The 24255-nt window shown below is 43.1% G+C and carries 24 protein-coding genes; 1 reads left to right on the top strand and 23 read right to left on the bottom strand.

All coding sequences use genetic code 11. The features are described 5' to 3' along the window. Window positions 1-68: 68 nt before the first annotated feature. The 18 genes from JKM87_RS01745 to JKM87_RS01660 all read right to left on the bottom strand — a co-directional run bounded on the left by JKM87_RS01745 (window position 69) and on the right by JKM87_RS01660 (window position 19229). Complete coding sequence (locus JKM87_RS01745; RefSeq protein ID WP_202077214.1) at window positions 69-329, bottom strand: DUF3243 domain-containing protein; 261 nt, start codon at window positions 327-329, stop codon at window positions 69-71. Between the two features lie 116 nt (window positions 330-445). Next, on the bottom strand, window positions 446-1177 hold the full coding sequence (ymfI, locus tag JKM87_RS01740) for an elongation factor P 5-aminopentanone reductase (protein ID WP_202077212.1): 732 nt from the start codon (window positions 1175-1177) through the stop codon (window positions 446-448). 24 nt (window positions 1178-1201) lie between these two features. Further along, on the bottom strand, window positions 1202-2482 hold the full coding sequence (gene yfmH, locus JKM87_RS01735) for an EF-P 5-aminopentanol modification-associated protein YfmH (protein ID WP_202077210.1): 1281 nt from the start codon (window positions 2480-2482) through the stop codon (window positions 1202-1204). A gap of 1 nt (window position 2483) precedes the next feature. Continuing rightward, the gene (gene yfmF, locus JKM87_RS01730) at window positions 2484-3764 is read right to left on the bottom strand and encodes an EF-P 5-aminopentanol modification-associated protein YfmF (RefSeq protein WP_202077208.1); all 1281 of its coding nucleotides are present in this window, start codon (window positions 3762-3764) and stop codon (window positions 2484-2486) included. 300 nt (window positions 3765-4064) lie between these two features. Next, window positions 4065-4565, bottom strand: coding sequence for a DUF3907 family protein (locus tag JKM87_RS01725; RefSeq protein ID WP_202077206.1), 501 nt, complete (start codon window positions 4563-4565; stop codon window positions 4065-4067). A gap of 79 nt (window positions 4566-4644) precedes the next feature. Further along, entirely contained in the window at window positions 4645-7110 is a 2466-nt protein-coding gene (locus JKM87_RS01720) for a DNA translocase FtsK 4TM domain-containing protein (RefSeq protein WP_202077204.1), read from the bottom strand. A 136-nt stretch (window positions 7111-7246) separates the two neighbouring features. Continuing rightward, complete coding sequence (locus tag JKM87_RS01715) at window positions 7247-7465, bottom strand: YlzJ-like family protein (protein ID WP_202077202.1); 219 nt, start codon at window positions 7463-7465, stop codon at window positions 7247-7249. Next, window positions 7462-8325, bottom strand: coding sequence for a ClpP family protease (locus JKM87_RS01710; RefSeq protein WP_202078024.1), 864 nt, complete (start codon window positions 8323-8325; stop codon window positions 7462-7464). Before JKM87_RS01710 ends, JKM87_RS01715 begins: the two co-directional genes overlap by 4 nt. 202 nt (window positions 8326-8527) lie before the next feature. Next, a complete protein-coding gene (locus tag JKM87_RS01705) occupies window positions 8528-10195 on the bottom strand; it encodes a ribonuclease J (RefSeq protein ID WP_202077200.1) in 1668 nt (555 codons plus the stop codon). A 313-nt stretch (window positions 10196-10508) separates the two neighbouring features. Next, complete coding sequence (gene dapA / locus JKM87_RS01700; protein WP_336885108.1) at window positions 10509-11375, bottom strand: 4-hydroxy-tetrahydrodipicolinate synthase; 867 nt, start codon at window positions 11373-11375, stop codon at window positions 10509-10511. Between the two features lie 22 nt (window positions 11376-11397). Next, window positions 11398-12621 (bottom strand): aspartate kinase, encoded by a 1224-nt coding sequence (gene dapG, locus JKM87_RS01695; RefSeq protein ID WP_202078022.1) that lies wholly within the window; start codon window positions 12619-12621, stop codon window positions 11398-11400. A 33-nt stretch (window positions 12622-12654) separates the two neighbouring features. Further along, window positions 12655-13692 carry an aspartate-semialdehyde dehydrogenase gene (locus JKM87_RS01690; protein ID WP_202077196.1) on the bottom strand — a complete coding sequence of 346 codons (1038 nt, stop codon included), beginning with the start codon at window positions 13690-13692 and terminating at the stop codon, window positions 12655-12657. Window positions 13693-13765: 73 nt separating this feature from the next. Beyond that, window positions 13766-14365, bottom strand: a complete 600-nt coding sequence (locus tag JKM87_RS01685; RefSeq protein ID WP_202077194.1) for a dipicolinate synthase subunit B — start codon at window positions 14363-14365, stop codon at window positions 13766-13768. Beyond that, the gene (gene dpaA, locus JKM87_RS01680) at window positions 14362-15267 is read right to left on the bottom strand and encodes a dipicolinic acid synthetase subunit A (RefSeq protein ID WP_202077191.1); all 906 of its coding nucleotides are present in this window, start codon (window positions 15265-15267) and stop codon (window positions 14362-14364) included. The genes JKM87_RS01685 and dpaA overlap by 4 nt, the downstream gene beginning before the upstream one ends. Before the next feature lie 108 nt (window positions 15268-15375). Continuing rightward, window positions 15376-15630: a YlmC/YmxH family sporulation protein gene (locus JKM87_RS01675; RefSeq protein WP_202077189.1), complete on the bottom strand. Its 255-nt coding sequence runs from the start codon at window positions 15628-15630 to the stop codon at window positions 15376-15378. A gap of 124 nt (window positions 15631-15754) precedes the next feature. Next, on the bottom strand, window positions 15755-17014 hold the full coding sequence (locus JKM87_RS01670; RefSeq protein WP_202077187.1) for a M16 family metallopeptidase: 1260 nt from the start codon (window positions 17012-17014) through the stop codon (window positions 15755-15757). A gap of 163 nt (window positions 17015-17177) precedes the next feature. Then, the gene (locus JKM87_RS01665; protein WP_236838497.1) at window positions 17178-18158 is read right to left on the bottom strand and encodes a polysaccharide deacetylase family protein; all 981 of its coding nucleotides are present in this window, start codon (window positions 18156-18158) and stop codon (window positions 17178-17180) included. Between the two features lie 192 nt (window positions 18159-18350). Then, window positions 18351-19229, bottom strand: a complete 879-nt coding sequence (locus JKM87_RS01660) for a DMT family transporter (protein ID WP_202077185.1) — start codon at window positions 19227-19229, stop codon at window positions 18351-18353. Window positions 19230-19363: 134 nt separating this feature from the next. Between JKM87_RS01660 and JKM87_RS01655 the strand changes: the two genes are divergently transcribed. Continuing rightward, window positions 19364-20056 (top strand): ArsR/SmtB family transcription factor, encoded by a 693-nt coding sequence (locus tag JKM87_RS01655; RefSeq protein WP_202077183.1) that lies wholly within the window; start codon window positions 19364-19366, stop codon window positions 20054-20056. 32 nt (window positions 20057-20088) lie between these two features. On the opposite strand, the gene pnp is transcribed toward JKM87_RS01655, so the two are convergent. The 5 genes from pnp to JKM87_RS01630 all read right to left on the bottom strand — a co-directional run bounded on the left by pnp (window position 20089) and on the right by JKM87_RS01630 (window position 24243). Continuing rightward, entirely contained in the window at window positions 20089-22209 is a 2121-nt protein-coding gene (gene pnp, locus JKM87_RS01650; protein WP_202077181.1) for a polyribonucleotide nucleotidyltransferase, read from the bottom strand. A gap of 157 nt (window positions 22210-22366) precedes the next feature. Continuing rightward, complete coding sequence (gene rpsO / locus JKM87_RS01645; protein WP_202077179.1) at window positions 22367-22636, bottom strand: 30S ribosomal protein S15; 270 nt, start codon at window positions 22634-22636, stop codon at window positions 22367-22369. Window positions 22637-22721: 85 nt separating this feature from the next. Then, complete coding sequence (locus tag JKM87_RS01640; RefSeq protein ID WP_202077177.1) at window positions 22722-22946, bottom strand: hypothetical protein; 225 nt, start codon at window positions 22944-22946, stop codon at window positions 22722-22724. A 14-nt stretch (window positions 22947-22960) separates the two neighbouring features. Further along, the gene (locus tag JKM87_RS01635; RefSeq protein ID WP_202077175.1) at window positions 22961-23191 is read right to left on the bottom strand and encodes a hypothetical protein; all 231 of its coding nucleotides are present in this window, start codon (window positions 23189-23191) and stop codon (window positions 22961-22963) included. Between the two features lie 44 nt (window positions 23192-23235). After that, a complete protein-coding gene (locus tag JKM87_RS01630; RefSeq protein WP_236838496.1) occupies window positions 23236-24243 on the bottom strand; it encodes a bifunctional riboflavin kinase/FAD synthetase in 1008 nt (335 codons plus the stop codon). Window positions 24244-24255: the final 12 nt, after the last annotated feature.

Raw genomic sequence — 24255 nt, 5'->3', positions numbered from 1 at the left:
ATAAAGTCATGTTTACAGGGGAAAAACGCCCAATCTAATTGAAAGGGCGTTTTTAGTGATTACACTTATTAATGGTTAGTCCCTTCATCATGAACCAATTTCACCATTAGGTTTGCAATCGCGTGTCTTTCTTTTTCGTCACCAACATCCCACAGTTGTTTTAACAGTCGTTCCTCATCATTTTGTGGATCGACTTGATCCGCTAGGTAATCTCCTATCTGGAAAGCGATTTCATTGATTGAATGTTCGTCTAAACCACTATGTTCACCTTGATCTAAACGATCTCCTAAAAAGTCTTTCCAATGATCGAAGTTGTCTAGTACAGACATGCGCATATCCTCCTCTTATCGTAATTGATGTATTAATTACACCCAATAGCTTTCAATTTTTAATATGGTTAATATTGACGTGAATTATGCACGATACCGAATATCTGTAAAAGATTTTAAGTGTGCCAACCGCCATTGACCCTTAAGGTTTGTCCAGTGACATATGTGGTCTTCTCTTGGACTAAAAATTGAATTGCATGGGCCACTTCATCTGGTGTCCCAAAGCGCCCATAGGGGATATCCTCTTTTAAAACGGACTGCTCTTCAGGACTTAAGGTTGCATTCATATCTGTATCAATCACACCTGGTGAGACGGCATTGACCATAATATTGGAGGGAGCAAATTCTAAAGCGAGTGACTTCATTAAAGCAGTCGCCCCCCCTTTAACCATAGCGTACAGTGATTCACAAGCAGCCCCTGTTTCTCCCCATATAGAGGTGACAAAGATAATACGCCCAGACCTGTTTGCCACCATATGAGGGACAATCGCTTGGGTAAGTTGGAACGGAGATGTAAGATGAAGCTGGACGAAAGCCTGGTAATCGGTGGAAGAGATGTCTGTAAATAAGCGCTGCTGAGCCTGCCCAGCGTTATGGATCAGTATGTCTGGAAGAGGTAAAAGCGTGGACAGTAAATGATCCACGCCTTGTTCCTCTGCTAAATTGGCTTGATGCACGGTTACATCGATATTGTAGCGCGCCATGAGTTCCGTTTGTAACGTGAGTGCCTTTGCCTCGTTAGCATGGTAATGTAACTGTAATGTTATACCCTCACGTGCCAAGTGATGTGCGATTGCTTGGCCGATACCACCTGATGCACCTGTGATTAAAGCAACCCTTTTAGACAAGCGTATTCCTCTCCTCTATATCATTTAGCGCACAATACATGTTGCAAACTGCTCATCCTTGAAGTGATCCTGTAACCTTTGCTGCACTTGGTCTAGGGTAATCGATTCTAGTGTAGGAATCACATCAAACAGATTCATGTTATTAAACTCAAAGCGTGTGAATTGGTTGGCGATAAACTCTGGAGAATTGAGTTGACGTAAAAATGACCCTATCTTCTTTTTCTTATTACGCTCAAAATGATTCGCATCGATCCCTTTTTCCTTTGTTTCTTGAACATGCGCTTTTATTCTAGAGATAAACGCATCAGGATCCTTGGTGTTACTCCCAATCACAGAGAAACCGTACTCCTTCTCCAAGTTATAATCCGTTCCAAAGGAGTCATCGATTAATCCCTCTTCAAGTATGGATTGGTAAAAGTCAGTACTTTGCCCAAACAAAAGATCCATGAGCAAAGATGTAGCCAGTTCTTGTTCCAGAAGTTCTGGTCCTTGCAAGCCTAGTGCGAGCTCTTTATAGCCCATCATACACTTGGACTGACCGATTGATAAGTCAATCTCATGTCTAGGGATTGAAACTTGGTTTGGCTCTTCATCGAAAAGGCGTTGAATCTCCGGTTGCTCTTGGTAGTCCTTTGCTGCTTGGTTCTCTCTTACCAAGGACATGATGTCTTCAGGGTCTACGGGTCCAATAACGAATAGTAACATGTTACTTGGATGATAAAACGTATTGTAGCACGTGTATAACATATCTTTGTTAATCTCATAGATAGATTCAACCGTACCGGCGATGTCAATTTTGACAGGGTTGTTATGGTAAAAGGCTTCAATCAATCCAAAAAAGACTCTCCAGTCCGGGTTATCCTGGTACATACGAATCTCTTGTTCGATGATGCCCTTTTCTTTTTCAACATTTTCATCCGTAAAGTATGGATTTTGAACAAAATTGATTAAGGTCGTTAGATTTTCTTTCACATTCTTTGTCGATGAAAAGAGGTAGGCTGTACGATCGAAGCTTGTGAATGCATTAGCATTGGCACCATGCTTACTAAAATCGTTAAAAACGTCCCCTTCTTCTTCTTCGAACATTTTATGCTCTAAGAAGTGGGCAATCCCGTCTGGCACCTTCGTTGCTTCCTGTCCTGGTGGGGCAAAATGATTATCCATGGACCCATACTTCGTTGTAAAAGTGGCGTACGTTTTGTTAAATCCATTTTTCGGTAATATAAACACGTCTAAACCATTAGCCAACTTTTCGTGGAATAGGACCTCATCTAACTGTTCAAAAGGAATACTTTGTAAACTCATGCTATTCACCCTCCTCTTCGCTCGTAAGGAAGTAAATGGTGTCTACCTTAATTTTCTTAGCCACTTTTTGGATATCTTCTTTCGTCACTTGGTTTATTTTCTCTATGAGTTCCTCCGAAGGGCGCTGTTGTCGACCAATAATCCCGTGCATGTAACGCTCCATCTGTTGGAAAGGCTGATCCTCGGATTCTAGGATCTGATTGACTAATACTGCTTTGGTTTGATTCAGCTCTTCGTCAGTTATATTACCGTTTGCCGTCTCTTTTAACTGTTGTTTGATAATATCAACGGTCTTCTGGTAATTTTTAAATTCTATTCCCGACATAATCATCATGAAACCTTTGTGACTCTCAACACTGGAGGAGACATAGTAGGCAAGGGATTCTTTTTCCCGTACGTGTTGGAATAGTTTGGAGTGACTAAAGCCACCGAAAACACCGTTACACACTTGTAGCGCAACATAATCATCGTCATTATAGACGGTAGCGGTCCGACAACCGATATGTAGCTTCCCTTGTGAGATTTTTGTCCGTTCAACAACCTCACGTTCCTCAACGACTTCTTTTTTGATTTCAGTCCCGTGCATCTTAATTTGTTCGCCTCGTGGTAGTTGGAGGTGCTGTTGGACGGTATTCTTCACTTGATCCTTATCAACATCACCTGCCACAAACAGCTCAATCGGATGTGACTCGATCATCTGACGGTAGTACTGATATAGCTGCTTCGGAGACAAATCGATAATTTGATCTAAGCTTCCGTTCGAGAACAAGCGAAAGCGCTCTTCTGCAAACATTTCTTCTACACATCTCTTATTTGCATAGCGCATCTTGTCATCTTTGATCTGCTCTAACCTACGTTTGAGCAACTCTTTTTCAATGTCCACATGGCGCTCAACGAAGCTATCGTTCTCAGTCAGCGGACGCAGGAGCACCTCACTTAGGAGTTCGATCCCTTTTTCTAGCAACGGCGTCTGATCTGATAGGAATTTTTCATTGGCCATTTGCATACGGAAAACGATGATCTGTTCTTCTCCACGCTTCATAACGTCGGCGTTTAGAGAGGCACCGTATAATTCTTCTAACGCTTGTTTGAACTGACCCGCAGTTGGGTACTTTTCTGTTCCACGATTCAGGATTTGAGGAATCAGAGCCACCTTAGTATGGTGTTCGTCAGCGAGTGGCTGGCGAATATACAGGGAGATGAAATTGGTTTTATATTTGTCCGTAGGGTATATATGTACGGGGATATCATTGACTTTCTCCGTGAGAAAAGGAAGCGTCATATACATAACTCCTTTCAATCGTAAAATAAAATGTGGTGTTGATTGATGACAGTGAAAGCATCTATCCGTATTGTAACCATTTCTTTCTAAAAAACGCAAAAAATACACCATAAAATTTTAAATTTAAAAAACCCCTATTCCTAGTATGATTATGCCTATGACAGGATACGCATGCATGATGTCATCCGTGCGCCTGTCATTTGTCGTCATACTAGGTCAAGGGAGGTATAAGTCATTCATCGCTCATGGAATATAGTCAGGTATCTGTTTATGAATGAGATATCGTCCCGTTAGGACGTTTTATTTCCTTTGCATACGTCTTGTTGTGACATAGTCTGTTTCATAATACATGAGATCTTCTCTCAGTTCTTCAAAGAGCTTTGAAAGGGATAAAGTGACGTTCTTTAACTTAGGGTCAATCTCTCTTTTAAACAGGATTGCGTCTCTTCCTGTATAAGAATGGCGTCCATCCTCTTCATATGATTCATTTATCGGATAGAAAAAGAGGTTAACGCAAGAGTGATACACTTGGTATAAAGCGTCTTCAGCAAAAGCGCGATTAAATTGCGCTCTTCTTAAGCAGATGCCAAGCTTTTCATAAGCGTTTTCACAATTGACCAACAAATGCCTGAGATCCTGTAAATACCCTTTATAATATTCGTGTACATCCTCAGGGTTCTCATCGGTCTCAACTAACCCATTAAGGGTGGTTTCGTTTAAGTATGTTTCTAATTGTGCAGCGATTTGCTTTAAACGTTGGTGTGTCCATTCACATGTTTCTTTCAAGTGGAAATCGGGCATATGAAAGAATCTCCTTCCCATACAAGTGTATAGATAACGACACTTTTATTTTAACACACCGTCATAAGGTTGTGTGAGGTTAAGAGATATGACTTTCGTCTTTGGTTAGTAGAACCTCACGAGGTTTGCTGCCTTCATAAGGCCCTACGACGCCCTTTGCCTCCATAGCATCAATTAACCTTGCTGCTCGTGTATATCCAATACGGAAACGACGTTGGAGCATAGACACGGATGCTGTCCCTTGATTCACCACGAGGTCGACCGCATCTTGGTAAAGATCATCTTCAATTTCACTAGGGTCATTATTTTTTTCTTCCGATTCGCTTGGCGTCATTTCCTCATGATACTCTGCTTTTTGTTGTCCGATACAGTAACTGACAATCTCGTCCACTTCCTCATCTGATAAGAAAGCACCTTGAACCCGCATAGGCTTAGAGGCTCCCACAGGCATGAATAACATATCCCCTCGGCCGAGAAGCTTCTCTGCCCCACCCATGTCTAATATGGTTCTTGAATCCGCTTGGGAAGACACGCCAAACGCTATTCTTGATGGGATATTCGCTTTGATCACTCCTGTAATCACATCCACTGACGGACGCTGTGTAGCGATAATGAGATGAATGCCTGCCGCTCTAGCCATTTGTGCCAAGCGACATATCGCATCTTCTACATCACCAGGCGCCACCATCATGAGGTCAGCAAGTTCATCGACAATCACGACAATGTATGGCAGCAGAGGTTGTTTGTTCTCTGGATTTTTGGCATTTTGTTTTTGGATCACTTCGTTGTATCTCTCTATGTCTCGTGTGCCCATCTGTGAGAACTGGTCATAACGTCGTTCCATTTCTCCCACAACCTTCTTAAGCGCAACAGCTGCTTTTCTAGTGTCAGTCACAACAGGTGTGAGGAGGTGTGGGATACCATTATACGTATTGAGCTCCACCATCTTAGGGTCGATAAGCATAAGCTTCACTTCTTGCGGTTTGGCTTTGTACAGGACACTGGATATAATGCCGTTGATACACACACTTTTCCCACTCCCCGTTGCCCCTGCTACCAGGAGATGGGGCATTTTGTTCAGATGGGCCACGATGGGTTCACCAGATATGTCTCTCCCTAAGGCGATCGTCAGCTTTGAAGGGGATTCATGATACTGCGAACTCTCAAGGACCTCCCTCAATGTCACCATGGAGACGTCTTCATTGGGCACCTCTATCCCTATAGCTGACTTCCCTGGTATCGGGGCCTCCAGCCTGATGCCTTTTGCAGCCAATGCAAGAGCAATATCATCCGTTAAGCTTACAATTCTACTTACTTTTACACCGACATCTGGCAGTACCTCATACCTAGTCACTGCCGGCCCTCTATGTACATTCGTTACCTTAACGTTCACACCAAAGCTCTGTAAGGTTTGTTCAAGTTTTGCCGCATTGCTGGCAAGACCTTTTTTCTCTGTGATATTTTTTCGTGACTGCTTCTTCAGTATGGAGAATGGTGGTAACTGATAGTTTTGTTCCTCGTCAGCGTAAGCCACAAGCCCCCCTGAGGAATCCTTATCACCTTCAAATCCAGTTGTGTCTGATGTACCCTGTTCTGTATGTAAGATGAAGGCTTCATTGGTATTCTTGGTATCCTGACCCGCTTCTAGTGACACATCGTGAGCCTCAGGGTCTTCCTGATCGGTCTGATAGGCCACATCGGTAAAATCATGGATGACAGGACTGGGTTCTTGATCGTTTGATGGTACGCTCTCAGGTTGTAACGTTTCAGTATGGGTGTCTACCGTCGGCGCTTCTTCTTTGACCTGTACCGTATCACCCTCAGCCGTTGTTGGTGTGGCTGTCTGCTCGTGTTCTTTTTCTCGTTCTTTTTCCTCTTCTTCTTTTAACTGATCCCACATCTCTCTGGTCGCTTCACGTTTTGAAGAAACCCATGCGATGGTGCTTCCAATCCTCTTCTTCACCCCAAGGATAATATCCATATATGATCGACCTGTCGTGAGGAGAATACCGATCAATAAGATAATGCTCAGCAAGAGCAACGTGCCCACTTGTCCAAACATGGTATGTAAAAAACCAAACAAGATGGCGCCAATCATGCCACCCCCAAGGTCGGGTTTTCCTTCATCAATCCCTTGGGCTGAATCGTCTGAGGACATACTCATGTCTTCCTTATAAAGCTCCCAAGTTAGCCCCAACGTACTCAATTCTTGGATTTGACCTCCGTTAGAAGCATTATAAACGAGTTTGTAGTGACTCATCGCGAGCATAAATAAGCACAATATGACGATACCGGCTGAGCGATGACTCCAACTGATTTCCCATGTACGTTTCCACATGATGTACACCGCTAAAACAAGGAGCGATAAAGGGATGAGAAAGTCCCAGTTGCCAGCAAAAAAGCGAAAAACACCATTAAGTGCCCGCCCCACAGCACCTGGTCGCACTAGCCCAATGAGAGCAACTGCGAGGAGTATTAACCCATATAATTCAAAAACGAGGGATTTTTTTAGTTGTGCTTTACGTCGTTTTCTTTTTCTCCCCACTGGGAACCCTCCTGTCTTAACTCCTTATTTAGGAGAAAAAGCCGACGGTGCATCGGCTTTAAAGTTTTCTTGTATTATAGCATATCTTGGTAATGGGAACTAGTGTTTCTCAGAGTGGAGTCGGGCCATGCGACTTCTAGGAGGAACGAAAGTGAATCACTTGGCCAGGTGAATAATCAGGATTTAAAAAGTCTTGAGGATCGGTGCTTAGTAAACGAACAATACGTCCTTGATATACCCCACAAGGTTCGATTAACATATTTACACCCTGATGAACAATTTCCTCATAATCTGGGTTAAAGGTATCATAACCATCAAAGACATGTTCTAAGGGCATTGAGGTATAAATAATCACTGCAACATTCCTCCTTGATCCTGGTCACGTCCTTCATTGCCCTGGACGACGTTATCTTCCTCTTCATTCGGTGGATAGTGACCCTCGGTTTGTTCAGGTTTACGCTCTTCAATAAGGTCATTTAATTTTTTTAATCCGTCACCTAGTCCGCCAACGTTATCGATAAGCCCATACTTCACCGCATCTGTTCCCACAACATTCGTCCCGATATCTCTTGTCAGTTCGCCCGTTTGAAACATCAGTTTCTTAAATAATTCCTCTTTGATATTAGAGTGGCGTGTGACGAAGCTGACGACACGATCTTGCATTTTATCTAGGTATTCAAAGGATTGAGGCACACCGATCACAAGTCCCGTTAATCGTACCGGATGTATGGTCATGGTCGCTGTCTCGGCAATATAGGAGTAGTCAGCGGCTACCGCTATAGGTACTCCAATGCTATGTCCACCGCCTAGGACAATGGCGACACTTGGTTTAGACAAGCTCGCAATCATTTCTGCAATGGCAAGACCTGCTTCTACATCGCCACCCACAGTGTTTAAAATGATTAATATTCCTTCCACCTTCGGGTTTTGTTCCGCAGCCACAAGCTGAGGGATAATATGTTCATACTTAGTAGTTTTATTTTGTGGGGGTAGTTGTAGGTGCCCTTCTATTTGACCCACGATCGTTAAACAATGGACTGAATTGTCGGGAGCGGGTACTTGTGTTGTTCCTAATTGTTTTATCTTCTCCATCATACCCCCACCTCCTCCTTTTCCCGGATTTTGTTTGGGCTGTTTGGTTGAAGGCTGAGGTTGGGCGGGATTAGCCGGGGTGGTTGCTCCGGGTCTATATTGGTTGACTTCATCATAATGCATCACAGGTTCATGTCCTCCTTTTAATCATCTTGGTCTGGCAGTGTCGATGGCCCTAGTGAACATCGCGTGTATGGTGGGTACACAATGACTAACTTTTTTTGCCTGAATTCATAAGCCTGATGCTTTGGATAGTATTTGTCACTTATAAAAAAGCATACAAAAAGAGTCACTGATAATAGTGACTCTTTAGTGGCTCGTATGATTAAGATTCCATAATAATCGGGAGTATCATCGGTCTTCTTCTCGTCTGATCATATAGAAAGCGTCCTAACGCATCGCGTATGCTCGTTTTGAGCGCAGCCCATTCATTGGTGTTTTCGTTCACACAGCGTTGTAACGTTTCTCTTACGAGTTGTAAAGCCTCTTCCATGAGTTCTTCGGATTCTCTCACGTACACGAATCCGCGTGAGATGATATCCGGTCCCGATAACATGATCCCTTTTTGTTTACTTAGTGTAACTACAACGATTAATATTCCATCTTGAGATAGTAATTTGCGGTCTCTCAGTACGATGTTGCCTACATCTCCTACTCCTAATCCGTCAATGAGAACATTTCCAGCCGGTAGTTTATTCCCACGTCTGGCAATGCCTTGTTGTATGTCAACGACGTCTCCACTTTCAATCAAGAAAACGTCGTCAGGGTCTACCCCTGTTTCTTCGGCAAGCTTACCATGTTGACGAAGCATACGATACTCCCCGTGTACAGGGATAAAATACTTCGGTTTCATGAGATTTAACATCAGTTTAAGTTCTTCTTGACTACCGTGACCTGAGACGTGTACACCTTCAAGGCCGTAAACAACATTCGCGCCTAATCGGTATAACTGGTCGACGGTTCTCGATACGATTTTCTCATTTCCAGGTATTGGTGTTGCGGCAAAGATCACCAAATCTCCTGGGATAATGTCAAGGTGCCGATGAGTAGACTTGGCCATGCGTGTCAGTGCACTCATAGGTTCGCCTTGACTACCTGTCGTTAAAATAACGATGTCACTAGCGTTTTGTTTCGATATCTGGTCAGGATCAATCAGTAAATCTTCCTCTGCTTTTAAATACCCCATATTCATTGCTATTTGCACAATATTAAACATACTCTTACCAATAATAGACACTTTACGTCCGTGTTCGGTCGCAGCATCAAACACATTCTGTATTCGGTGTATGTTGGAAGCGAATGTCGTTACGATAATACGACCGTCCGCTTTAGCGAATTGATCGGATATCTCTCGACCGACTTCTCGTTCAGAACGAGTGTAACCGGGTTTTTCAGCATTCGTACTATCTGATAAAAGAGCCAGTACACCTTTTTCTCCAATCTTAGCCATCTTAGAAAGATCTGCGTAGTCACCGTTAACGGGTGTATAATCGAACTTAAAATCCCCAGTGTGTACGACATTCCCCTCTGGGGTCTGTGCACAAATCCCGACTGAATCTGGGATACTATGATTCGTTCGAAAGAATGTCAGTGTAAACGTTCCTAAGTGAATTTTACTATTGGCGTGTATCGTTGTACGTTTTGTATGTTTGAGCAGATGTGCTTCTTTTAGTTTATGTTCAATAATGCCCATGGTGAGTTTAGTTGCATACACAGGCGCATGAATATGTTTAAGCAGATAAGGAAGTCCTCCAATATGATCCTCGTGGCCATGGGTTATGACAATCCCTCTCACTCGTTCCTTATTCTCTATGAGATAGGTAATATCGGGAGTAACGATATCAATACCGAGCATGTCTTCCTCTGGAAATTTTGATCCAACGTCAATCACGATGATATCGTTTCCATACTCCATGACATACATGTTCTTTCCAATTTCGCCTACGCCGCCCAAGGCGAATATGGATAATTTATGATTGCTTCCTTTTGACAATGACGATTTCCTCCTATATTCAGTTGTAGCTACACTAATACCGCACAAATCACTTATTATTAATTATACATGAACGAAAACAACAAAAACAAGTTTTCAAAAAAATATTTTATCGACGTGATCCGCCATCATCAACGTCATTTCAACAATCTTGCTATCTCACTGACGTTTGAGTGCATATAAGCCGAACATTGGGCAGTGCAAAATATTGATACTGAAAGACTCATTGTACTTTAAAACAAAAAAAAGTACAACGCTGTTTATCACGTTGTACTTATATTTTACTTGTATCGGGTTGTTTATCCCCTGAGTATTAAAAGGAAAAGTGAGAGAGTACCTGTGCTTCCTCTGTTTTATTTAATGCCACTAAAGGCAGCCTCACAGGACCCGCTGAAACGCCAATTTCTTCAAGTACTCTCTTCAATGGAGCTGGAGATGGTGCGGCAAATAGTGCTCTCATTTTGGGATATAATTCACGGTGAAGGCGGCTCGCCTTACTGACGTCACCTTCATCATAGGCATTGATCATTTGTTTCATTTCCTTACCAATGACGTGTGATGCGACACTGACGACCCCTTTTCCTCCCACAGCGAGGATGGGAAGCGTGAGATTATCATCGCCACTATATAGTTGAAAATCTTGTGATGTTGCATTGAGAATCTCTGTGACTTGACCCAAGTCCCCGCTCGCTTCCTTTATCATCTTAATGTTCGGTATCTTGGATAGACGAACCACCGTATCGACACTCATATTAACAGCTGATCTTCCTGGGATATTGTAAAGCATAATGGGAAGCATGGTACTTTCTGCTACGGCTTTAAAATGTTGATATAACCCTTCCTGACTCGGACGATTGTAGTATGGGTTCACCAGCATAATCCCATCGACACCTAACGCTGTAACTTTTTCAGTTAGCTCCACTGTTTCCTTCGTGTTATTAGATCCCGTACCAACGATAACTTTCCCTCGTCCCTTAGACTGCTGTACGGTATGCTTTATCAGTTGAATTTTCTCGTCTTTCGTTAAGGTGGGGGACTCTCCCGTTGTACCCGCTACTACAATGGCGTCCGTACCCGTTGAGTATAAGTGATCAATGACGTTAGTTTGCCGTTGTAAATCTAGTTGTCCTTTAACGTCAAACGCCGTCACCATTGCTGTTAATAGACGACCAAACTCCACTTTACGTTTACCCCTTTCGTTCTCAACTGTTAATGTTGTGTAATTCAAATTTGCGATGCAAGGCTTGAACGGCTCTGGCCATATCTTCTTCTTTGACAAGCACCCATATTGTGGCATGAGAATCCGCTGATTGGAGAATTTGAATGTCCTCAGAGGTTAGGGCTTCAACAATATGAGCCATGACTCCGGGTACACCGGCCATCCCCGCACCGACAGTAGAAACTTTGGCACAGTTTGACTGAACCACAGGATCATATCCCATGCTCTTGAGTATATCGATGGCCTTTTGAGCGACAGAGTCGTATACCGTGTAAACGACGCCTAACGGGTTAACGTTAATAAAATCGATACTTATCTTGTTTTCCGCCATCGCCTTAAAGACTTTAAGTTGTAAGTCATATTCGTTCTCTTTGGCTAATACCTTTAATTGTGTAAGATGTGGGACTTGCGCAATACCGGTAATCAAGCGATCATTGACGGTGCCTTCAAGTTGCTCAATATGCTGCACAGACGTTACCAGTGTCCCTTCGTCTTCTCTCGTCGTTGATCTGACTCGAATTGGAACTTGATGTTGCATCGCAATTTCCACAGCACGTGGGTGTATCACCTTTGCGCCATGATGCGCAAGGTTACATATTTCAGTATATGTGATACGTTTCAAAGCGGAAGCGTCGTCTACAATTCTAGGGTCCGCAGTCATAATGCCTTCCACATCAGTGAAAATATCTACGTATTCTGCCTTCAAAGCGACACCTAAGGCCGTTGCAGACGTATCACTCCCACCACGTCCTAAGGTGGTTAAGTGCCCTTCTTGGCTTACACCCTGGAACCCACACACGACAACCACTTTGCCCTGACGTAGCTCATTAAAAATGCCCTGAGGCTGAACGGATACAATTTGGGCTTGCCCATGTTCATCGTTCGTTAAGATTCCCGCATCTCTTCCTGTATATGCGACCGCTTCAAGTCCTTCATCCACTAACATACTAGACATAACCATACTCGATATAATTTCTCCGCTGCCGACGAGAAGGTCGCGTTCTCGAGCAGAAAGATGATCCACTGAGTGTGGCAGACTCAGAAGGGTATCTGTGGCATAAGGGTCACCTTCACGTCCCATTGCGGATACAACAACAACGACATGATAACCTTCCGCCTTAGCTTTCTTTATATGCGCCACGGCTTGTTGTCTGACGTTTTCATTCTTAAGCGAAGTGCCTCCAAATTTTTGGACGACAATGCTCATATTGCCCTCTTCATATTCCATATGGGGTCACCTCTATGCTTTTTCGATGTACGTTTCAGCTATTTGTACGCTATTCCAAGCAGCACCTTTTAGCAAGTTATCTGAAACGACCCACAAGTGTAATCCATTCGGTTGGTCGAGATCTTTACGTATACGCCCCACGAATACTTCGTTCTTGCCTTCTGAAGTTGTGGCTAATGGGTAATGCTGTGTTTGAGGGTCATCTTCCACGACTACACCCGGTGCTTGGGCTAATAGCTGCCGTGCTTCTTGGACATCTGCATCTTTTTCGAATTCGACGTATACAGCCTCTGAATGGCCGGTGAATACTGGCACACGTACACACGTCACTGATACTTGAATACCATCATCATGCATGATTTTCTTCGTCTCGTTAATCATTTTCATTTCTTCAAACGTAAAACCGTTGTCTTGGAAAACATCGATTTGAGGCACAACGTTAAAAGCCATTTGATGCTTCTTCTCTAAGGATCCTACAGGTAAGATATCAGGGGTGAAAGACTCCTCTTCAAGAACGGCTTTTGATTGTTTCTTAAGCTCATCGACGGCAGAATGTCCTGCTCCAGAAACGGCTTGATAAGTAGACGTAATGACACGCTTCAAACCAAAACGTTCTCTGAGTGGTTGAAGGGCAACGACCATCTGAATCGTCGAACAGTTCGGGTTTGCAATGATGCCTTTATGTTTGAAAATATCTTCTGGATTGACTTCTGGTACCACGAGTGGAACCTCTGGATCCATACGAAACGCACTTGTATTATCAATGACGAGGGCGCCTCTTTCAACCGCCTCATGTGCAAGTTTACGACTAACCGAACCTCCAGCGCTGAATAGGGCGATATCTATGCCTTCGAAAGCTTCAGGTTTCGCTTCTTGAATGGTTAACGTTTCCCCTTTAAAAGATACTTCTTTGCCTGCTGAACGGGCAGAAGCAAGTAAAGTAAGCTTGCTGATTGGTAAGTCTCTTTCTTCTAATGTTTTAATCATTTGTTGCCCTACGGCACCTGTAGCACCGACAACCGCGATGTGGTATTGTTTTTGTTCAGCCATGAATCCTTCTCCTTCCCAAGTTACAAAAATACTGACTCAGCTACATTAAGTTAATAGGTACGATGTCTCCATTTTACTGTAAATACTTATATTTTTCTACCACCATCGGTTGTATTTGCTTGCCTTCTAACGCCTGTTCACAAGTTTCCTTAATGAGTTCCATTCGTGAGACAAGGGAGTTGGGCTTCTTCTCGGGGGCATCCTGGCCGAAGGGAACAAAATAAATATTTTTTGTGTTCATCAACTTTGCCACATTCGCTGCATTAAGTCCTAAGGCATCGTTTGTCGAAATGCCAAGCACAACAGGGCGTTGATTACGTAAAGTCGCTTTCGTTGCCATGAGGACTGGACTATCTGTTAACGCATTAGCAAGTTTTGATGTTGAATTTCCCGTCATAGGCGCTATAACCATCACGTCTAATAATTTGGAAGGGCCTATTGGCTCGGCTTTTACTATGGAATCTATTATGTCTTCGTTGGTGATAGCTTTAATTTGAGCCAACCAATCCTCGGACTTGCCAAATTTAGTGTCCGTTGTCATTAAGGTGTGTGTCACGATGGGGATGACTCGAGCACCCGCGTCTTTTAATTTTTGCATTTCTGGCATGACCTCTTCAAACGTACAGTGCGAGCCGGTTAATCCAAAGCCTATGGTCTTCCCTTTCAGGTTCATATCGAAGATCCCTCCTGGTTTTCTTCAAATTGTTCCATCATCAATTGCGTCACAACATTAGCAATGATGACGCCTGCCGTCTTTGGCGCAACAATACCAGGTAATCCAGGAGCCAACTTAGCTTTTATACCGCGTTTATCTGCGAAGCGAAAATCGACTCCTCCAGGCTTCGAGGCTAAATCTAGTATGAAAGTATGATGAGGCATTTTAGCAATAATATGAGAAGTCACCACCATTTTGGGAATCGTGTTAAACAAAATGTCGCAATCATCCACATGGTATCTAAGTTGATTCATGTGAAACGGGACTAACCCCATCTCGTAGATTCTAGCTAAATCAGCTGGCTTTCGTGCGCCAACACGTACGTGTGCCCCCATGGCACTTAGGGATCGTGCGAGTGACATTCCCACCCGGCCAAGACCAAGAATGACAACGTTGGCACCATGCAGCGTCACATCTGTGTTTTGAATAGCCATCATAATGGCGCCTTCAACCGTCGGTATAGAATTATAAATAGCGACGTCATCCCGCTCTAGGAGCTGAACAAGTTTTTTGGCATGTCGCGAACAGAGTTCTTTCAAATAGTTCTTGGCCATACCAGTATAGATGACACAGTCGTCTGGCAGATTTTTAATGTGCTCTTCTCGGAATATGATCGGTTTGTCGGAAAAAATACTCTCAACCTTACCTTCTTCACTTGTACCGACGATAGGGAGTATAAGGGCATCTAAACGCTGTAAAACATCCTCTGATAGACTCGCTTTTGAAGCGCCTGCGTATTCACTCTGTAATTGATTAAAACCAATAAGAGAGATGTTCGCGTCAAGTTCACTACATTTCTTAATGACCTCTATTTGACGCGCATCTCCCCCGATGAAGGCAACATTTACTCCAGTCAGCATATCTTCAGCTGCTCCTTTCTTTCTTGTTCGTGGAGGATTAACCTGGCATTGTGTCTCTCTACCCTCATCGTATGTTAAGTCCCCATTCTAAGTGCAAGGTCACAAAAATTATTCTCCGACATACCCCCGTTGTCTTAGCTCAATGATCATCATTTCCGGTCCTATTTTACGGATCGCATCCCAAGGGATCACAATTTCCTCTCTTTTTTTACCCATACCTAAAAAGGATGATGTCGGAAGGATCATAGATTCGATCATGCCTGTGTGTTCACTGATGACGAGATCTGCTTGACCCACTAGCCCCATTCTCTCGCCGTTCTCAAGATCTATAATTTCTTTACCACTCAACTGACTCAGTCTCATTAAACTCACCCTTTCTGATTGTCCTATCTAGTTTTGTTCTATTCAAATGCCTTGCTTGGCAGAACAAAAAATGAAAACCCACCTTCAGGTCTGTCCTAAAGAATGGGTTTATTCATTAAAAGGTTTATGTTATAAGTCTGTCAGACCGTATGTTAGTGGGTATAGACGTCAATGGGCTAATCAGTGCAAAACTATGTCTCTGTTTAAAAATATTCTCTGCCATGTGATTCACATCTGTCAATGTCAGGGCTTCAATTTTTCCTAACATATCATCTAGAGTGACGTGTTTATTTAACAGGAGCTCATTTTTTCCTATCCTGGACATGCGACTATTCGTGCTTTCAAGACTTAACATAAGATTGCCTTTGAGTTGTTCTTTTCCATTGGCTAATTCCTTTTCTGTGATACCACGTACAATCATATCATATAGGATGTCCATGGTAATGTCATAAACTTCCTCTAGTTGGTTAGGGGTCGTCCCAGCGTACACGTGTAACGCACCTGTGTCACGAAAAGAGGTATGATAGGAAAAGACCGAGTAAGCCATGCCTCGTTCTTCCCTTATCTCTTGAAAAAGACGAGAGCTCATACTCCCCCCGAGGATATTATTCATCAAGATAAGCGGGTAGATTTGCTCATCTCCTAGTTGCACGCCGCTAAATCCTAAGCAAAAATGGGCTTGTTCTGTCTCCTTGGATCGGTGCAAATGATGATAAGTGTTCTGAGGTACTGAGACGTCCGCATGGTCTTGGGTTGCTGGAAAAGCATTGAAATATTCCTCCGTCATGGCGATAAGTTCTTGTTCATTAATGTTACCTGCCACGGCAATGACCGTATTTTTCGGCGTATAATGAGAGGATATGTAAGTCCGTAAATCTTCTGATGTGAGATCGTGGAGGATCTGCTCCTCACCCAATATCGGGAAGCCGAGGGCATGGTCATAAAAGGTCGCCTTGGCAATCAAATCATGAACGATGTCATCAGGTGTATCCTCGTACATTTTTAACTCTTCGAGGACGACATTCTTTTCTTTCTGTAACTCTTTCTCATCAAACTGTGAATTAAAGAACATGTCCGATAAGATATCATATGCGATGGGCAAGTGCTGGTCGAGCACTTTCGCATAGTAACACGTGCACTCCTTTGAAGTGAAAGCGTTGAGGTGACCCCCAATACTGTCAAAAGCTTCAGCAATGTCTCGTGCTGTACGCTTCTGTGTCCCTTTGAATAACATATGCTCAATAAAATGTGAAATACCGTTGTTATGGGTGTCTTCGTATCTAGAACCTGTTCCAACCCATATCCCTAAGGATACGGAGCGGACAGACGGTATTTTTTCCATGACGAGGCGCAGTCCGCTGGGAAAAGTATGTGTCTTGATCAAATGAATGCTCCTTTCTGTTTTCACTTAGCTGTATCTATTCGTATTTATATATGCGATACATGGTATATTCTCTTATATAAATATCGTGAAACGATGGATACTGTTGTGTTCCGAACATCTCTCATCGTATCATATCAAGCATGTCTTTACTTTCATGAGTTTATCAAAGTTCATCCATACTCACAACTGATAGGGTTCGTGAAGGACTTATGAGTTGTGAGACGGTGCCAACCATAAATTCTTTTTCCATGGCACTTTCTATTATTTGTGGCAGGGCTTCAACTGTAGACGCTGTTGGGTGGGAGAGAATGAGAGCGCCATTCTCTAATCTCGGGACAATGCGGTCCACGATGACATGAGCAGGGGGCTTTTGCCAATCGATGGTGTCTAGTGTCCATAGGATGGTTTTCATATTCAGTTCATGAGCCTCTTTAACCACACGCTCGTCGTACGCACCGGAGGGTGGGGCAAATACGTAAGCCGACGTTCCTAGCTCTTCTATAAGCTCGTTGGTTTTAACCAATTCCTCTCTTATACGCGAGATGCTTAATTGACTCATATCCGGATGAGAGTAAGCATGGTTTCCAACTTCATGACCACCTTCTACGATACGCTTCCCAACTTCAGGATTTTTTTTGAGCCACGAACCGTCCAAGAAAAAAGTGGCCCTTACATTATACTGTTCAAAGACTTCTAACATCTGCAGGACATACTCCGTTCCCCACGCGACATTAACCATAATGGAGACCATCGGTTTCTTGGCATTACCACGATAGATTGGAGAGACGGGTAAATCGTCCAATGTAACGTCAGGTTCAATTTCATTCACGTATAGATCCTGTAGTTGTATTTCCCCTAGTTGTTGTGCTAAACGGTACGTTTTATCAACATCAACTTCCAAACCATTATAACCAGGGATCCCTTTCCATACTTTGTCTATCCTAGCATTGACAGGTGCTTCGGTGACTTGCTGGGCTAAACTTTCGACTTCACGATATAATGTGTCATTTTGTTTTTGGCTCACCCCGACACTTTCCATCTTGACAGCCGAAATATAAGTGTCGATAGGTGATTGATTGATGATCGTGAGAATAAAGGCAAAGATAAGAATATAGCCCATTAAAAAAATCACTTTTAGTCGCATGAAAGTCCCCCTTATCGCTCCATTTCTTTCTTTTTCGACCCACCGTTTCTTGATACGGTTAGATTTTGGACAGCCTACTTCATATGTATTTAGGGAAAAAGAGATTCATGCTAGAAAAACGGAATAAATAAAATAAGTCAATCATCTACTCCGTTTTTAAGAAAAGCATCAAAAACTAAATCAAATTCTTACTTAGCTCTTGGCAGCAATTTTTGCAGTATCCTTTGCTGAATTCCAGTTGACAAGAAAAATCCCGATAAAAATGAATAATCCCCCTAAATACACATACCATTGGACTACTTCATCAAGCAGAACCCATCCAGACAAAACACCGAAAAATGGAGCTAAAAACAGGAAAGCACTTGTTTTTCCAGGGTCGCCTTGACTCAATAAGTAGAACCAAGTCGCAAACTGTACAATAGAGGCCATAATAGTGAGATAGAGAATAATCATGATGGACGAAGTATTGATTATCATTTTCGGGGTTTCTAAGGTTATACTCAGCAACAATAGGAATAAACCACCAAATAACATCTGGTAAGCTGTTAACACCCATATATTAAATCGTGACCTCCATCTTTTTACCAAGATGGTGGCAACTGCCCAGGAAAACGCCGATCCAAGCCCCAAGAGAGAACCGGTTTGTAATTGCAGATGAAAACCAAGGGTTATAACAACACCTAGAAAACCAATAACCACCCCTAACCATTGAGAAAAATTATATCTAGTTCCAAGAAACCAAGTACCTAAGATGATAACAATAAGGGGGTTGATAAATGTAAGGATGGACGATTCAGCTGCTGTAATTGTACGTAAACTTAAAAAAATACATCCCATTACACCCGCTGTCTGGAAAAGTCCGATCATAAGCACTCTAAGCCAATCCAGAGCAGAAACAGGAAGGGTCTTTTTCTTCACCCATAGAGCCATAAGCAGACCGGCAAGCGTAAAACGTAGCCCTGCCAGCAGAAGCGGTGAAAAGTACGCTAAACCAATTTTTCCTATCGTAAAAGAAGAACCCATCAGGGAAGTGGCAAGTACAACAAGGATCCCGTAAACAACAATATTCATTTTCTCCTCCTTGACCTATATTTTCAAATACAATACGATTTTAACATGGTTATAATTCGGTCAAGATCGAAGTATGATTGTTGTTTTCAATTTTTTGTTTTTTAATGAGGTTGTTTAAGAAGGAGTTGAGAGTGATGAGTTCAAACCCTAATATTGGGAAGATTGCAGCTCTTATTGGTCATCCATCTCGTGTTGAGATGCTGTTGAGCTTGTCGGGAGGAAAATCGTTGCCCGCCAGTGAGTTAGCCCGCTCTGCTCGAATCTCGCCACAGACGGCCAGTTCACATTTATCCAAAATGGTTGAAGGGGGTCTGCTAATCCATGAGTCCTACGGGCGGCATAAATATTTCCGTCTGGCCAGTGCAGAGGTTGGACACGCCTTGGAAGCGCTTCTAACTATTGCCCAGCCAAAAACGATTTGCTCCCTCCGAGAATCGAATCAACTAATTGCTTTACGCCATGCTCGTACGTGCTATGATCATCTAGCTGGTGAAATCGGCGTGGCACTAACTGATAGGCTACTCGAATTACAATTTATAGAAGAATCAGGTAAAGATTTTATGTTGACTGAGGAAGGGAAGCAAAGATTAATTGATTTTGGTGTAGAAGTCGAAGAATGTCTCAAGAGTCGTCGGTATTTAGCCCGTCAATGTCTGGACTGGAGCGAGCGGCGGCATCATTTGGCTGGAAGCCTCGGCGCAGCACTAACAAAAAGGCTATTCAATTTGGAGTGGATTGAGCGACTTCCCGACGACCGGGCTGTACGTGTAACTGAGATCGGCATAAAAGGATTGTTCGACGAATTTGGCCTACAAATAAAAGAATAACAAAAAAAAAGCTATAACAGATTATAGCTTTTTTACGAGTTAGACTTTTGGGCTTGTTTTTGTTCCTTGAGTACAGCTTTTCTAGAAAGATTGATTCTCCCTTGGTTATCAATTTCAGTGACTTTGACCATAATGGAGTCACCGATTGATACGACGTTTTCGACTTTATCAATGCGTTCCTCAGCAAACTGAGAGATGTGACATAGTCCTTCTTTGCCATTAAAGATTTCTATAAAGGCACCGAATTTCTCAATACGTTTGACCGTTCCAAGGTACGTCTCTCCTACTTCAACTTCTCTGACGATATCTTCTATCATCTGTTGTGCTTTATCGATCAGATCAACATCTGTGGAACCGATGTACACGCGTCCGTCTTGTTCAATATCTACCTTAACCCCTGTTTCCTCAATAATCTTATTGATCACTTTTCCGCTTGGCCCGATGACATCTCGAATCTTATCTGGGTTGATTCGCATCGTGCGGATTTTCGGTGCGTAAGGTGACATTTCTTTACGAGGCTCAGGGATTGCCGTCAGCATCTTGTTTAGGATATGCATTCGTCCCTCTTTGGCCTGTTGTAAGGCTTGTTCAAGAATCTCCCGTGTGAGCTGATCAATTTTGATATCCATTTGTAATGCGGTGACGCCTTTTTCTGTACCGGCGACTTTGAAGTCCATGTCTCCTAAATGATCTTCCATTCCCTGAATATCAGATAGTACCGTGACGTGCTCACCATCTTTGACAAGTCCCATAGCAATACCGGCGACTGGTGCTTTAATCGGGACACCCGCGTCCATCATCGCTAAAACACTGGCACAAATACTCGCTTGTGAGGTGGAACCGTTTGACTCTAATACTTCAGATACGAGTCGAATGGTATATGGGAAGTCTTCCTCTGAAGGAATGATTTTTTCAAGGGCACGCTCGCCTAAAGCACCATGACCAATTTCTCTTCTTCCCGGTGGTCTTGGGGCTCTCGCTTCACCGACACTGTATGCAGGGAAGTTATAATGATGCATGAACCGCTTAGACTCCTCTACACCGAGACCGTCTAGTATCTGTACATCCCCAAGTGCGCCTAAGGTACATACGCTAAGAGCTTGGGTTTGTCCACGTGTAAATAAACCTGAACCGTGTGTACGTGGTAATGTGGCTACTTCAGAAGTGATTGGACGTATCTCTTCTATTTGGCGACCATCAGGACGAACCTTGTCATGCGTGATGAGACGACGAACCTCTTCCTTCATAATACGATCAAGGGTAATATGAAGATCCTTCATCTTCTTCTCATCTTCAGCGTACGCCTCTTCAAATTCAGCGACGGTTTTTTCTTTGACGGCATCAATGGCTTCTTGTCTGGCTTGCTTTTCTCCAATTCTGATGGCTTCAATCATCTCGTCCTTAGCGAATTGTGTGACCGCTTGTTCAACGTCTTCTTCGACTCGGTACAATTCAATTTCCATTTTTTCCTTGCCCACTTCAGCGGCAATTTCCTCTTGAAACGCTACGATACGCTTGATTTCTTCATGGCCAAACATAATAGCGTCGAGCATCACTTCCTCTGGTACTTCATTCGCACCGGCTTCAACCATGTTGACCCCTTGTTTGGTACCCGCAACCGTTAGCTGAATATCACTTTTTTCTAGCTGGTCAAGTGTGGGATTAATAATCAACTGGTTGTCCACTCGTCCAACGTTCACCCCTGAAATTGGGCCGTTGAAAGGTATATCAGACACCATTAATGCTAATGAAGACCCCATCATGGCAGCCATTTCAGGTGAACAGTCTTGGTCTACGGACATGACTGTACTGACAACATGAACTTCATTTCTAAACCCGTCTGCAAACAGTGGACGAATGGGACGGTCAATCAGACGGCTTGCTAAAATGGCCTTCTCACTGGGTCGCCCTTCCCGTTTAATAAATCCGCCTGGAATCTTACCTACTGCATATAACCTCTCTTCGTAGTTAATGGTTAGGGGAAAGAAATCCAGGTCTTTTGGTTCTCTGGATGCTGTTGCTGTGGACAAAACGACGGTGTCGCCGTAACGAACCATGACAGCACCGTTGGCTTGCTTTGCTAGCTTGCCAATTTCGAAACTTAAAGGTCTACCCGCTAACTCGGTTGTATAGCGTTTGACTTCTTGTTCCATTCTTATGGCCTCCTCTCAATGAAGATCTTTTTGTTTTGATTACGGTATATGTATTATTAACCGTTAACCCTATTATTCCCTTTTTTTTCAAAGAATAAAATGCACCTTTTTTAACGTACAAAAAGCGGGAAATGAATTCCCCGCTTTTGATACAATGCTATCGACGTAAACCTAACTTATTGATTAAGTTACGGTAACGAGACACGTCATTGTTACGAAGATAAGCAAGTAAGTTACGACGTTGCCCGACCATCTTCATGAGACCACGACGAGAGTGGTGGTCTTTCTTGTGTTCACGTAGATGTTCGTTCAAGTAATTGATCTTCTCAGTCAGGATAGCAATTTGTACCTCTGGAGATCCTGTGTCTTGGTCGTGAACCTTAAACTCATTGATTAATTCGTTTTTACGTTCTTGTGTTAATGCCATCCTATTCACCTCCTTTTTTTCAATCCCCTTAAGCCCAGCTCCTCGTTGGTGAATCGATAAGCCATGCTAAAGGTTGAACTACTTATTATTGTTTACCAATAATAGTAATCACTAGACGTCCATTTGGAATGTCCTTTGCTACAATATCATATATTTTGCCGTTTGTCGAGATGAACCCTCGAAATCGAGTAGCTGATGAGATTTGGCCTGGTATTTTTTCAACAGCTCGAGTAATATCCGAGATGGTGATCCCCCGTTGTCTTCCTTCAAGTAACCTCTTTTTGGCATGGGCGGTAATGATTACTTTCATAACCGCGACCTATGTCAAAAGGATTGAATCTGTGAGGTTTTCTCACGCTGCTTTTTTTCCATATACATCGTAAATAAAGCGTCTTGAAATGCGAGGACCTTAAAATCGTCAACGCCGTTTTTTTTATAAAGCTTCCTCACTTCTTTGTTGAGCTGTTTGAATTCTTTCGAGTGACAAATGACAGCGACATGTTGACAAATGGTCAGGATGCGATGGTCCATTGAGATATCGGCATTCGTCTTCATACTGGCAACCTCCTTAGATGAGGAGAATATGGGTATTCACATATTTATGTGCCAGTTGTACGATTTATGTCGTTCAATTTCTGCCTTGCCACCTCAACATCTTGATTGATTTGGGCAATAAGGTCATCAACAGATTCGAATTTCAGTTCAGGTCGTATAAAATCGAGCCATTCGATACTCACAACCTCACCATATAGTTCTAGTTGTTTGTCTAGGACGTGCACTTCAATTGAAGGCATACCGTCCTGATGGAATGTCGGTCTCGTTCCGAGGTTAAGGACGCCAGGGTAGACGTGGCCCTTGTAGTGAAGATAGACCACATATACACCTAGTCGCGGCAAAACATAGCGAGTATCAGGTTCTATATTCGCGGTTGGAAAACCGATTTGCCGGCCTCTTTTCTCGCCGTGTATCACTTTACCCTGAATGGTATAGCGCCTTCCAAGTAAGCGGGGGATATCCGATATATCCCCTTCAGATAGTATCGCTCTAATCCTAGAAGAGCTAATTTTCTCATTCTCTTCATCAATGGAAGACACAACATCTACACTAAAGTCTTGTTTTTCTTCACTCCATGCGATGAGCGTATCCTTGTTACCTTCTCCTTTATGACCGAAACAAAAATCAAAGCCACAGACCACGTGTTTAATGTTCTGATCTATAATATACTTTTGAATGAACGTTTGAGGTCTTAGCAGAGCAAAAGCGGGCGTGAAAGCGACCAGCATGACAAAATCGACACCGAGCTGTTCAAGTTGGTGCAACTTCTCATCCAATGATGTGAGATATGAAGCATGACTAACTTTACCAAGCACTTCTTTGGGATGGGGGTGGAAGGTCATCACCCCAGATTCCATTCCCTTCTCTTTCGCACGGTGAATCGCTGTGCCTATCACTTTCTGATGCCCTATATGAACCCCATCAAATGTGCCCAGCGCCACACAGGATGGCTTCTCTCTTGTAAGGGGCTCTCTATCTGGATGAATGTGTAAAATCTCCATGGCATCTCCTCTATTTCTTTCAATTCTATCACTATGTATGCTCGTTCTCATGACATTCATTAT

It is taken from the genome of Caldalkalibacillus salinus (genome assembly GCF_016745835.1).
Lineage (GTDB): Bacteria > Bacillota > Bacilli > Caldalkalibacillales > JCM-10596 > Caldalkalibacillus_A > Caldalkalibacillus_A salinus.
This window is presented reverse-complemented; position numbering and strand designations above follow the sequence as displayed.